At 68.3% G+C, this 11,571-nt stretch carries 10 protein-coding genes, 1 tRNA gene and 2 pseudogenes; 9 read left to right on the top strand and 4 right to left on the bottom strand.

The window, feature by feature from the left end:
• Positions 1-140 precede the first annotated feature (140 nt).
• The 3 genes from AB0B86_RS07915 to AB0B86_RS07905 all read left to right on the top strand — a co-directional run bounded on the left by AB0B86_RS07915 (position 141) and on the right by AB0B86_RS07905 (position 2,605).
• The gene (locus tag AB0B86_RS07915) at positions 141-362 is read left to right on the top strand and encodes a hypothetical protein (protein WP_355004433.1); all 222 of its coding nucleotides are present in this window, start codon (positions 141-143) and stop codon (positions 360-362) included.
• Complete coding sequence (locus tag AB0B86_RS07910; protein ID WP_357416664.1) at positions 359-679, top strand: hypothetical protein; 321 nt, start codon at positions 359-361, stop codon at positions 677-679. The genes AB0B86_RS07915 and AB0B86_RS07910 overlap by 4 nt, the downstream gene beginning before the upstream one ends.
• Positions 680-1,363: 684 nt before the next feature.
• Complete coding sequence (locus AB0B86_RS07905; RefSeq protein WP_357416663.1) at positions 1,364-2,605, top strand: hypothetical protein; 1,242 nt, start codon at positions 1,364-1,366, stop codon at positions 2,603-2,605.
• Between the two features lie 220 nt (positions 2,606-2,825).
• Here the strand turns inward: AB0B86_RS07905 and AB0B86_RS07900 are convergent.
• Positions 2,826-2,957 (bottom strand): annotated as a pseudogene (locus AB0B86_RS07900) (haloacid dehalogenase); the annotation flags it as partial.
• A 56-nt stretch (positions 2,958-3,013) separates the two neighbouring features.
• Here AB0B86_RS07900 and AB0B86_RS07895 point away from each other — a divergent pair.
• Positions 3,014-3,319 (top strand): annotated as a pseudogene (locus AB0B86_RS07895) (integrase); the annotation flags it as partial.
• 123 nt (positions 3,320-3,442) lie between these two features.
• Here AB0B86_RS07895 and AB0B86_RS07890 read toward each other — a convergent pair.
• A tRNA-Ser gene (locus AB0B86_RS07890) sits at positions 3,443-3,529 on the bottom strand.
• 162 nt (positions 3,530-3,691) lie between these two features.
• Between AB0B86_RS07890 and AB0B86_RS07885 the strand changes: the two genes are divergently transcribed.
• A complete protein-coding gene (locus tag AB0B86_RS07885) occupies positions 3,692-4,666 on the top strand; it encodes an NAD(P)H-quinone oxidoreductase (RefSeq protein WP_357410052.1) in 975 nt (324 codons plus the stop codon).
• A 9-nt stretch (positions 4,667-4,675) separates the two neighbouring features.
• Here the strand turns inward: AB0B86_RS07885 and soxR are convergent, their stop codons facing one another.
• Complete coding sequence (soxR, locus tag AB0B86_RS07880; RefSeq protein WP_357410054.1) at positions 4,676-5,134, bottom strand: redox-sensitive transcriptional activator SoxR; 459 nt, start codon at positions 5,132-5,134, stop codon at positions 4,676-4,678.
• A gap of 47 nt (positions 5,135-5,181) precedes the next feature.
• Between soxR and AB0B86_RS07875 the strand changes: the two genes are divergently transcribed.
• Positions 5,182-5,877 (top strand): transketolase, encoded by a 696-nt coding sequence (locus AB0B86_RS07875; protein ID WP_357410056.1) that lies wholly within the window; start codon positions 5,182-5,184, stop codon positions 5,875-5,877.
• A 5-nt stretch (positions 5,878-5,882) separates the two neighbouring features.
• On the top strand, positions 5,883-6,776 hold the full coding sequence (locus tag AB0B86_RS07870) for a transketolase (protein WP_357416660.1): 894 nt from the start codon (positions 5,883-5,885) through the stop codon (positions 6,774-6,776).
• On the opposite strand, the gene AB0B86_RS07865 is transcribed toward AB0B86_RS07870, so the two are convergent.
• Positions 6,762-7,472 carry a glycosyltransferase family 2 protein gene (locus AB0B86_RS07865; RefSeq protein WP_357410060.1) on the bottom strand — a complete coding sequence of 237 codons (711 nt, stop codon included), beginning with the start codon at positions 7,470-7,472 and terminating at the stop codon, positions 6,762-6,764. The two genes, AB0B86_RS07870 and AB0B86_RS07865, sit on opposite strands and share 15 nt — an antisense overlap.
• A 123-nt stretch (positions 7,473-7,595) precedes the next feature.
• Here AB0B86_RS07865 and AB0B86_RS07860 point away from each other — a divergent pair, with 123 nt between their 5' ends.
• Positions 7,596-9,794: a glycosyltransferase family 39 protein gene (locus tag AB0B86_RS07860; RefSeq protein ID WP_357416658.1), complete on the top strand. Its 2,199-nt coding sequence runs from the start codon at positions 7,596-7,598 to the stop codon at positions 9,792-9,794.
• Positions 9,795-9,936: 142 nt separating this feature from the next.
• Positions 9,937-11,538: a ricin-type beta-trefoil lectin domain protein gene (locus AB0B86_RS07855; protein ID WP_357416655.1), complete on the top strand. Its 1,602-nt coding sequence runs from the start codon at positions 9,937-9,939 to the stop codon at positions 11,536-11,538.
• Positions 11,539-11,571 lie beyond the last annotated feature (33 nt).

Here is an 11,571-nt window from a genome sequence, read left to right as displayed (position 1 = left end):
ACCCGAGTAGGGCGTTTCGCCGCAGCTGTTCCATACCGTGCTCACTCTCGGCCTGATCCCGTTGACGTGGCTGTGACCGATCGCGCCTGTTAGTCGATCTTCTGGGTATGTAACCTCAAGAGGCAAGGAGCGTTTACCAAGTGTCACGCCCCAAGCACAGGTACAAAGAACTTGAGGACGTTCTCCAGGACGCCGAGCGCAAGGACTGGAGGATCACCGGCGGTGGGAAGAGCTACTTCAAGATGTACTGCCCCTGTCCGGAGAAGCACTGGAAGACCGTGAAGTGCACCCCCTCGGGGGCGAACTACTTGAGAGACCTGATCGGGCAGCTCAAGCGGGCTACATGCTGGGAGAAAGGTTGATCATGCGGCAGCATCGCATCGCGATCCAGATGACGCTCGAAAGCGACCCTCACGGGACTGACGCGCAGTACGAAGACTTCCTCGACGCCGTCCAGGAGCACCTGGACGAGCTGGAGCACGAGGTGCAAATGGCCGCGAGTCTCGCTGACCGCACGGTCGAGTTCGCCACGAGCATCGAGGCCCCTGACTTCGAGAGCGCCGCCAACGCCCTGCTGGTCCAGATCCGCACAGCTCTACACGCGGCCGAGTGCCACACTGACGACTGGCCGCAGTACGTAGCGACCGACCGCAACCTGCGGGAGCTGCAAGAGGCATGATCTAGCGCCCAACTATGCGCCCTCGGCTGTGATGGCTGGGGGCGCTTCGTCGTCTACCGACACATCGGGTGGCGCTACGGCCGTCCCCCGCCGGGGCAGCCAACGCACACGATGAGCAGACCCAGCCCATCGCCATGCTTCGATCCATCAACGGCAACGGCGCCGCGTAGTACCCCCACCAGCCCCCCAGCAGCATTCAGCCCCCATCGGGAAACGAGGGCTGAGCTGCGTCAACGTAGATCACCAGCAGGCGGAGGGTGTGGGATTCGAACCCACGAAGACATCGCTGCCTTACCGGCTTTCAAGACCACGATGCTCACCGCACTGACCTGCTGGTATTCGAGCCATCGCCCACCCTGCGACAGAGATGCGACACGAGCCTGGACGACATGGACGATCCCCAAGATGCTAGACGCTTGATGTCTCGCGTCCGAGATTCGCGGCGGCTCCTCAACTTCGCGTGAGCGACACCCGGGTTGGCTGGCCCGCGTGGGATCTCCGTCAGGGGTTCTGCCCACATGCTTCCCAAGCCTGCCGCCTCGCGTCCGTCTTGGCCCGGGGCAGCCGCTGCGCCACGCTGCTTGTGGCGAGTTGATTCAATCGAAGGCTACGTAAGTGCATATGCGGGAGTGATCAGGTATGCGAGACGAAGCCCCTACGGGTCAGCACTGGCTCTACAAGTGGATGGACGAGTACGAAGCGAGCGACGAGGCTGCCGTCAAGGATCGACTGAGGTACCCTGCCGCCATTGCAAGAGTCCATGAGCTTGCCAACCAGGGCCAGAGGTCGGACTATTCCGACGTACCGCCCAATGCAACGACCGTAGCCGGTCCTGGCTTGGAATTCGATGCGCCGGGAATGTGCGCCGACTTCTCCTGCCAGGCCCAAAATGCTGACACCAACTACGGAAAGCTACTGCACTACTACGACTACGTGGTCCTACAAGGCCCGTATGCGCGGGGATATTTGCATCGCCTCGACAATCTAAAGTCCAAGAAGGATCACCTGAACTTCGAATGGACGCTAGTGCAGGACGTGCTTTTGCTCGCCCACCTTCGCTCCATCGGCCTCGCCAACCACGTTATTTTCAAAAGCAAGAAGTGCTACTGCTCGCACCATGTCGAGGAGAATGCCAAGTTGCTGGGCCTCGGGCACCTGGTCAACGACGAGGCCGTAAGGGATTTGGCCGTAAAGACGAGCCGCGAGGGCGGCGTCCACATAACGCAGGACGGACCTCGGAGTTGGTACATCCGGCTCACAAGTCCACTTTTCGCCGGTTCCGCAGGCGCTTTCATAGAAGGCAAGACAAAGCCGAAGAAGGTGGCAGCGGCGGAAAGCATCCTCCGAGAGTGGCTTACTGCTGCGGTTTTCGATGCCGCAACTGCGCATGAGATCAGCGCCCCCTTAACTGCACACGGACCCACATCGTTGTTCGACTACCACTCCGACTCAGGCAAGTCCTCGGTAGACGATGTTGCTGCTCGAATCCGGATCCCCGTCCTGCAAGGCCTCAACACGCGGGAGATAATCGAGCTTAGGGACAACGAGTACGAACACTTTGAAAAGTTTCGGCAGTTGTTGAGGGAGGCCGTAGCGGAAACGATCAGCAAGGCCGACACTGATTCCCCGGAGAAAATCGCTGACATGGTTTGGCGCTACAAAGTCAAGCCCGAGGTCGCCGACATTGAAAGAAAGATCAAGGCCAGCGATAAGTCGATCATTCGCAAGCTTACCGCGACTGCCCTTATCGGCGGATTGGCGGCGGCGGTTGGAAATGTGGCAAACCTGCCGTGGCTAATCGGTGTGGGCACTGCTGCGGCTTCGATCCCAATGTCACAGGTCGTAAAAGCGTATGACGACCGACAGCAGATTGAGGGCTCCGGAATGTACTTCCTCTGGAAAGCAGATCAAGCGCATGGGGACTAAGACGGACTCCTAGACACCGATTGCTGCACTCATAGTCCTCGTACCAGCAACGGCAACCCCCAGCTGCTTCCGCCCGGAGTGCTCGGCGCGGGTCCGGCGGACCTTGACAACACATTCGGGCATCCCTGTATCGGGTTTCGGCGTGCTCGGCTCTAAGAGTGAATGGCGAGTGGGACGGTCTACCGCAACCAAGGTGGCGAGAGCTTCCCGTTCTAAACGATCAACCTTTGATCAGGACGCTGGCTATTTCCCCCATGCTGGTGATCACCACGTCCGCCCCGTTGGTCCGGAACGCGTCGACCTTGGCCGGCCGGTTCGCGAAGCCAATCACTAACACACCCGCCGCCCGTGCAGCACTGCCGAGACACCAGCGGGCGGATGTTCAACGCCACCGGTGCACGACCGGCCCCGGTGTCCAAGAGCACGTATCTGCGTGCCTGGCGGCAGGCGCGAGGCGGCGTTGACACCGGCTCAGCAACGCTCGCCACTGGCGCACCGGCCGTACGACCTGCGGCACGCGGCGTGTCGCTCTGGCTCAACGCCGGAGTACCGGCTACCCAGGTAGCCCAATGGGCCGGACACAGCGTGCACGTCCTGCTCAAGGTTTACGCCTCGTGCATCGACGGACAGGACGAGGTCGCCCGCAAGCGGATTGAGGGAGCGTTGGGCACCGACGACCAGGCCGAGAATGCACCAGGTGACGCCGACACGTAGACGACACGACCAGTGAGACACGGCGGCACCGGGCGGGACTAAGTGAGACTGACTCGCCATTCACAGAAGCGCCCCCCGGCCAGCGTTCGCACTGGTCAGGGGCGTTTTTGTTGTCCAGAGGGGCGGAGGGTGTGGGATTCGAACCCACGAAGACATCGCTGCCTTACCGGTTTTCAAGACCAGCGCCATCGGCCACTAGGCGAACCCTCCTGGGCCGCCACCCGCGGGCGTACGGCCACGCATAGTCTGCCACGGCTCCCCGCGGGCGGCCCGCCGTCCCTCCCCGAACCCGGCGACCAGGCCATCTGGGCCGTCCACTGTGGGCTGGCCGGTGCGCCTGCGACACCCGGCGAGATCGGGAAGACTGGGCCCATGCGAGCCATCACCATTCCCGAGCCCGGTGGACCCGACGCGCTGGTCTGGGCCGAGGTGCCCGATCCCGAGGTGGGCCCCGACGAGGTGATCGTGGATGTGCGGGCCAGCGCGGTCAACCGCGCTGACCTGCTGCAACGGCAGGGGCACTACCCGCCACCGCCGGGCGCTTCCCCGTACCCCGGGTTGGAGTGCTCGGGGGTGATCACCGAGGTCGGTTCGGAGGTCGCCGGGTGGGCGGTTGGGCAGCAGGTGTGCGCGCTGCTGGCCGGCGGGGGGTACGCCGAGCGGGTGGCGGTCCCGGCCGGGCAGTTGCTGCCGGTGCCGGCCTGCGACCCGGTGGACGCCGGGGCGCTGCCGGAGGTGGCCTGCACGGTCTGGTCGAACCTGATCCAGGTGGCTCGGCTCGGCGCGGGTGACACGCTGCTGGTGCACGGCGGGGGCAGCGGGATCGGCACCTTCGCGGTCCAGTTCGGGGCGGCGCTCGGCGCGACAGTCCTGACCACCGCCCGGGAGGCCAAGCACTCCCGGCTGCGTGAGCTGGGTGCGGCCGAGACGATCGACTACCGGGAGCAGGACTTCGTCGAGGAGGTCCGCCGGGTCACCGACGGTCGGGGCGTGGACGTCATCCTGGACATCATTGGCGCGTCCTACCTGGGCCGGAACGTCGCCGCGCTGGCCACCGGCGGCCGGCTGGTGGTGATCGGGATGCAGGGTGGGCGGAAGGCCGAGTTGGATCTCGGCGCGTTGCTCACCAAGCGGGCGAGCGTCGCCGCGACGGCGCTGCGCTCCCGACCGCTCGCCGAGAAAGCGGCGATCGTCCAGGGCGTCCGGGACGAGGTGTGGCCGTTGATCGAGGCCGGCACGGTCCGACCGATAGTGGACCGGCGGGTGTCGATGAGCGAGGCGGCGACGGCGCACCGGCTCGTCGAGTCGAACGACCACTTCGGCAAGGTGCTGCTCACCCGCGGCTGAGCGGCGGCGTCAGACGAGCGTGTCGTCGGACGCGCGGGGCAGCATCAGGCGGGCGCCCGGCCCCTCGCCGGCAAGTGCGTCGCCCGGGTTGTTGAGGGTGCAGCGTTGCAGGGACAGGCAGCCGCAGCCGATGCAGCTGTCCAGGTCGTCGCGGAGGTTGGTGAGCAGGCGGATCTTCTCGTCCAACCGGCCGCGCCAGCTCGCGGAGAGCCGCGCCCAGTCCTGCGGGCTGGGCGTACGCGAATCGGGGAGTGACTCCAACGCCGCCCGGATCTCGTCGAGCGAGACGCCGACCTGTTGGGAGATCCGGATGAAGGCGACCCGGCGCAGCTCGGCGCGCGCGTACCGGCGCTGGTTGCCGCCGGTCCGGTCGGCGCGGATCAACCCGAGCCGCTCGTAGTAGCGCAGCGCGGACGGCGCCACGCCGGAGCGGACGGACAATTCGCCGATCGTCAGTAGATCCTGCATCACCAGGTCCTTGAGTTGAAGTGCACTTCAAGTCAGACAGTAGTGGCATGACGACCACACTGCCCACCGACACCGGGCCCCGGCTTCCCGGGCTGATCCGGCGGCTGACCGGCGACGAGAAGCACTCGCCGAGCGCGCACTCGACGATCGACGTGCTCCAGGTGCTCTACGACCGGGTGCTGCGGGTCACCCCCGACACCGTCGACGACCCGGAGCGGGACCGGTTCCTGCTCTCCAAGGGCCACGGGCCGGCCGCCTACTACGCGGTGCTCGCCGCGCACGGCTTCATCCCGGACGCCTGGCTCGACGACCTGGCCGGGCCACACAGCCGGCTCGGCCACCACCCGGACCGGCTGCTGGTGCCCGGGGTCGAGATCGGCTCCGGCTCGCTCGGCCACGGGCTCGGGCTGGCCGTAGGCACCGCCCTCGGCCTGCGGGCCCAGGGGCTGCACACCCCCCGGGTGTACGTGCTGCTCGGCGACGCCGAACTGGACGAGGGATCCAACCACGAGGCAATCGTGTACGCGGGGGCAACCGGCCTGGACCGGCTCACCGCGATAGTTGTCGACAACTCGTCGGCCACCCACGGCTGGTCGGGTGGCATCGCCAGCCGTTTCACCGTCAACGGCTGGACCGCCGACGCCATCGACGGCCGGGACCACACCGCCCTGTACCGGGCACTGACCGGACACCTGCCCCGGCGGCCACACCTGGTGGTCGCCCGCGTCGAGAGCAAGGGATGACAGTCATGCGTGCCGCCTTCATCGACAGCACAGTCGCGCTTCTCGACCAGGATCCGCGTACCGCACTCGTCCTGGCTGACATCTCGGCCAGCCAGTTCGCCGAGGCCGGCCGACGACACCCGGACCGGGTGCTCAACGTCGGCATCCGGGAGCAACTGATGATCGGTGTGGCCGGCGGGCTCGCCCTGACCGGGCTGCGCCCCATCGTGCACACGTACGCGACGTTCCTGGTGGACCGGACGTACGAGCAGATCAAGTTGGATCTGGACCACCAGGGCGTGGGCGCGGTCCTGGTGAGCATCGGCGCGTCGTACGACGGGTCGGCGGAGGGCCGGACCCACCAGTCGCCCGGGGACGTGGCGCTCATCGACTCGCTCGGCGACGGCTGGACGGTGCGGGTGCCCGGCCACCCGGACGAGGTCGCGCCGCTGCTCCGGCACGCCGCGCCCAGCGACGACCCGGTCTACCTGCGGCTCAGCGAACAGCGCAACGCCGAGGCGTACCCGGACGCGGACCGACTCCGGGTGCTGCGGCAGGGCGGGACGAACGCGCCGCTGGTGGTGGCCGTCGGGCCGACACTCGATGCCGTGTTGCCGGCGACCGAGGCGATGGACGTGACTGTCGCGTACACCCACACGCCCCGACCGTTCGACACCGCTGGGCTACGGGCGCTCGCCGGGACCGAGGTGGTGCTCGTCGAGCCGTACCTGGCGGGCACGTCGAGCGCTGTCGTCAGCCGGGCGTTGGCGGATGTGCCGCATCGGCTGCTCGCGCTCGGGGTGGGTCAGACCGACCTACGCCGGTACGGCGGCCCGGCCGACCACACCCGGTGGCACGGCCTGGACGCCGCCGGTCTGCGGCTGTCGATAAGCGCGTTTCTGGGCTCAGCTGGCCGATGAGGTGGCGGGACGGCGGCGGCGGGCGCGCTCACGGCCGAGGATCCAGATCGCCTCGACGCCGTCCTTCCAGGTGATCTTCTTGCCCTCTTCGCGGCCACGGGCCCGGTAGCTGATCGGCACCTCGTACGGCCGGATCCGGCGGCGCAGCAGCTTGCCGGTCACCTCGGCCTCCATGCCGAACCCGCGCGAGCGCACCTCGAGCGACCGGTAGAGCGCCACCGGCATCAGCTTGAAGCAGGTCTCCAGGTCACCGATGTACGAGTTGAACAGCACGTTGGCCGCCATCGTGACGCCCTTGTTGCCCATCACGTACCAGAAGCTGTAGGCACTGTGGCTGCCGAACGTGCGATTGCCGTAGACGACAGTCGCCCGCCCGTCGAGCACCGGGTCGAGCAGCTTGGGGATGTCCTGCGGGTCGTACTCCAGGTCGGCGTCGAGGATGACCATGTAGTCACCCTCCGCGTTGTCGACAGCCGTCTTGATGGCGGCACCCTTGCCGGCGTTGCGCTGGTGGGTGATGACCCGCAGGCGTGCGTCGTCGGCGCGACCGAGGACCTCGCCGGTGCCGTCCCGGCTCCCGTCGTCGACCACTACCAGCTCGACCTCGCACGGATAGTCGACTGCCAAGGCCTGCTTGAGGGCGTCCGCGATGCGTTCTTCCTCGTTGAAGACCGGCATGAGGATGGAAAGCTTCACGGGATTCTCCACGGTGGCGACGACGAGTCGGCCATAGCCTAACCTGGCAGGTCGGCCGGGCGTGTGCCGCCACCGACGGGCAGTCGACGTGGTGGTCCCAGACTGATGGTGTTTACTTCCGCCATGTCGGCTGCCGGCCCCCTGCTCGCGGTGCTACCCGCCGCCGCGGTGCTCCTGCTCACCGTCGTGACGAGGCCGGGCAGGGCCGCCGGGGTGGCGCCGCTGCGGCTCGCCGTGGTGCGTGCCGCCCTGCTCAGCGGGGCGTACGCGGTGCTCGTCGTCGAGGTGCTCGGCGGGACGCACGCGCTGACCCGGCCGGCGTTCGTCGTCGCCTGGCTGCTCTTCCTGGTCGCCTGCGCGGCGGCGGCCTGGCTGCGCCACCACCGGGACGCCATCCTCGCGCGCCAGCCCGCCCCGACCTCCCGGCCGGTGCCGGTCGGAGCGGCGGTGTCCGCCGGTGCCGGACCGGACCTACCCGCGCCGGTCGCCGACGACGGCCGGAGGGGGCCAGCCCAGGTCGATCGGGTACGCGGTGGCCTGCGCGCCAGGGCGGTCGACGCCTGGCGTACGGCGGGTCGGGGCGAACGCCTGCTCGCTGGCACGGTCGGCGGACTGCTGCTTGTGGAGTTGCTTGTCGCACTGCTTGCCGAGCCGAACAACTTCGACTCGCAGACGTACCACCTGCCGAAGGTGGAGCGCTGGGTGGCACAGGGCGACCTGGACTTCTGGCCGACCGCCATCCACCGGCAGGTGACCATCCCGCCCGGGGCCGAGTATCTGCTGCTGCACCTACGCCTGCTGACCGGCGGGGACCAGCTGTACAACCTGGTGCAGTGGGCCGCCGGGGTGCTCTGCCTGCTGGTGGCCGCTCGGATCACGGCGCAGCTCGGCGGCGGCCGGCGGGCTCAGTTGATCACCGCGTTCGTCCTGGCGACCACTCCGATGGTGGTGCTCCAGGCGACGAGTACGCAGACCGACCTGGTCTGTGCGGCCTGGGTGGCCGGTGCGGCGACGCTGGTACTGGACGGGCTACGTCGACGGACGGGCTGGGGCATCCTGCTCGGGTTGGGGGCGGCCACCGGGCTGACCGCGCTGACGAAGACCAGTGGCCTGATCGCGCTGGGTCCGTTGCTTGTGCTCTGGGGGTTGGCGCAGCTCCGGCTGGCCCGGACCGCCCGGGTGTCGGCTTCGGCCGCGCACGCCGGCCCGGCCGGCGAGGGGCCCACCTCCCGGCCGGTCGCCCAGGTGGCGCGCGTCGTCGGTGGTTCGGTGCTGATCGTGCTGGTGGCGGCCGTGGTGGTCGGCCCGTTCCTGGCCCGGGTGACTGCCGAGTTCGGGCATCCGTTGGGCCCGCCCCGGTTGCGGGAGTCGATCCCGATGGAGCGGCACGATCTGCCGTCGATCCTGATCAACGCGCTGCGGATCGGGCACACCGCGTTCGACACGCCGCTGGCGCCGCTGCGTCAGCTCGGCGGGGCGGCGATCATCGGTGGCGCGGACGCGATCGGCGTCGACCCCCAGGACCGGGCGACCACCTTCGGCCGGGAGAGCTTCCCGGAGCCCGCCTGGTACCCGGACGAGGACCGGGTGGCGTTCCCGGTCGCCGGGGCGCTGGCACTGATCGGCGCGGTGGTCGCGCTGGCCCGGCCGCGCCGCATCGACAGCGGGCAGGTCGGGCCGTTGCGCGCGTACGCGGTGGTGGTGCTGGCCACCGTCCTGCTACACACCTCGATGATCAAATGGCAGCCGTGGGGCAACCGGCTGCTCCTCTACGCCCTGGTGCTTGCCGTGCCGCTCGCCGGGCTGTGGCTGGACGCGCTCCTGAGCCGCCGAGCCACCGGCACGGCTGACCGGCGGCGACGGTCGGTGGCCACCGGGACGGTGGCCGTCGTGCTCGCCACCTCCGCGCTGGCCGGGGTGCTCGCCCTGTCGTACGGCTTTCCGCGTCGGCTCGTCGGCTCCGGCTCGGTCTTCACCACCTCGGACTGGGACACCCGGTTCCTGCGCCGTCCACAGTGGGCCGACGAGTTCCGTTGGGCCGCAACGGCGGTCCACGACAGCGGTGCGCGGCGGATCGGGCTGGTGGAGCAGAACGACAACTGGGAGTACCCGTGGTGGTTGGTGCTGCGCCAGCCGGACGGTCGCTCGCCGGAGCTTGTGTCGTTGCAGTCGGTTCTGCCCGAACGGCCGCCGGCCGACCCCACCTCGGTGGACGCGATCGTCTGCACCGGCAGTCGACCGGCCTGCACGAAGCTGATCCCGGCCGGCTGGCGGTTGAAGTTCCGGGGTTACGTGGGCTACGCCCTACCGCCGGGTCGCTGAACGGAGACGCCCGGATCGTCCGATCCGGGCGGTTCCGCAGCCCGCGCGCAAGGATCCGAAGCGCATTCACATCTATGGATCCGCACGTTACCGTCTGGTAACTCAGTCGACGTCCCGCGACTGAGCCGAAAGGAGTGCGTCGATGCCTGCAACCCCCGCCAGGCCCGAACGCGCGACCCGACGACGGGTCAGCACCGTCGTCGTCGCCGTGGCCGCTCTCGTCCTACCGATGCTCGCCGGACCGGCCACCCCCGCCACCGCCGCCGACCGGCCGTCCGTCCAGCCACTGCCCGCCAACCTCGAAGCCGTCCGAGCCGCCGAGGCCACCGCCCTCTACGGCAGCCCCGCGATCCGCCCGATCGAGCAACGCCGCACCGCACTGATCACGATGGGCGACAGCGAGATCTCCGGCGAGGGCGTCGGCAACTACGTCCCCGGCACCCACCAGGACGGCAACTGGTGCGACCGCTCGTACGACCAGGCGGTCTTCCGGACCGGCATCCCGTCGGACGCGCAGTACAACCTGGCCTGCTCCGGCGCCACCCCGTGGAACCTCATCGCCGGCGGACCGACCCAGCACAACGAGCTGAACCAGGGCGACTACCTGGGCATCAAGGCGCGCAACACGCACGTGAAGCTGATCTGGGTGGTGGTCGGCGCGAACGGCGACGGCACCATCCAGTTCGGTCCGGTCGCCACCGACTGCGCCATCCGTCGGGTCTTCTTCCAGGGGGCCTGCTACCCCACCTACACCGACCAGTGGACGATCCGCACCGACGGCAGCCGGCAGGCCGTGACCGACGCGCTCAACGACATCCGGCAGACCATGACCGACGCCGGCTACCTGCGCTCAGACTACGAACTTGTGCTCATGTCGTACCCGAGCCCCGGCAGCCCGGACGTGGAGGACAACCCGAACTTCCCCGGCTGGTACTCCGGCGGCTGCCTGCTCTACCTGGCCGACGCGGCCTTCGCCCGGAACAAGGCGGTGCCGATGTTCGAGTCGGCCCTGCGGTCGGCCGCCGCCAACACCGGCACCCGGTACCTGGACGCCAGCCGACTCTTCCACGGCCACGAGGTGTGCACCGACAACACCTCGGTCCGTGGTCTCTTCATCGAGGTCGGGATCTGGAACGAGAACGCCGCCCGGCAGTCCTTCCACCCCAACGCCCGGGGGCACGGCATGTTCGCCCAGTGCATCACCCAGTTCTGGAACTCCGGGCAGCAGCGGGCCAGCTGCGTCGACCCGGCCAGCACCGGCAGCGGCGTGCTCTACCCGGGCCTGCTGGAGTTCAAGCAGTTGCGCAACCTGGCCACCGGCACCTGCGTCGACGGCAAGGGGTACGACTCCCGCAACGGCACAGTGCAGCAGCCGTACTCCTGCCACGGTGGGCGTAACCAGGGCTTCTGGTACGACTCGACCCGCCGGTCGCTGCACTCGGAGCTGTCCCACGACCGCTGCCTGGACGTGGCCAACAGCTCGATGACCTCGGGCACCGCGGTAAACATCTACGACTGCAACGGCACCGGCGCGCAGCAGTTCGTCTTCGTCGGCAACCAGCTCAAGCCGGCGGCGGCGAGCAACCTCTGCGTGGCGTTCGACAACCCGTTGCTGGGCAGTTCCCGCCTCCGGTTGGCCAACTGCGGCAGCAGCACCCGGCAGCAGTGGTCGTTCGAGTCCCGTACCGCCGCCAACCCGGTCGGCTACGGTCACGACGACTTCATCGGCTCCCGCGTGTACTGAGCTGAGGAAGGGCCCCTTCAAAAAGGGGCCCTT

Source organism: Micromonospora sp. NPDC049047 (assembly GCF_040649135.1).
Classification (GTDB): Bacteria; Actinomycetota; Actinomycetes; order Mycobacteriales; family Micromonosporaceae; genus Micromonospora.
This window is presented reverse-complemented; position numbering and strand designations above follow the sequence as displayed.

Bases quoted from the DNA above. Each gene is read 5' to 3' on its own strand.
- AB0B86_RS07905 (WP_357416663.1), top strand. From the start codon at position 1,364: ATGGACGAGTACGAAGCGAGCGACGAGGCTGCCGTCAAGGATCGACTG.
- AB0B86_RS07885 (WP_357410052.1), top strand. From the start codon at position 3,692: ATGCGAGCCATCACCATTCCCGAGCCCGGTGGACCCGACGCGCTGGTC.
- soxR (WP_357410054.1), bottom strand. From the start codon at position 5,134: ATGCAGGATCTACTGACGATCGGCGAATTGTCCGTCCGCTCCGGCGTG.
- AB0B86_RS07875 (WP_357410056.1), top strand. From the start codon at position 5,182: ATGACGACCACACTGCCCACCGACACCGGGCCCCGGCTTCCCGGGCTG.
- AB0B86_RS07870 (WP_357416660.1), top strand. From the start codon at position 5,883: ATGCGTGCCGCCTTCATCGACAGCACAGTCGCGCTTCTCGACCAGGAT.
- AB0B86_RS07860 (WP_357416658.1), top strand. From the start codon at position 7,596: ATGTCGGCTGCCGGCCCCCTGCTCGCGGTGCTACCCGCCGCCGCGGTG.
- AB0B86_RS07855 (WP_357416655.1), top strand. From the start codon at position 9,937: ATGCCTGCAACCCCCGCCAGGCCCGAACGCGCGACCCGACGACGGGTC.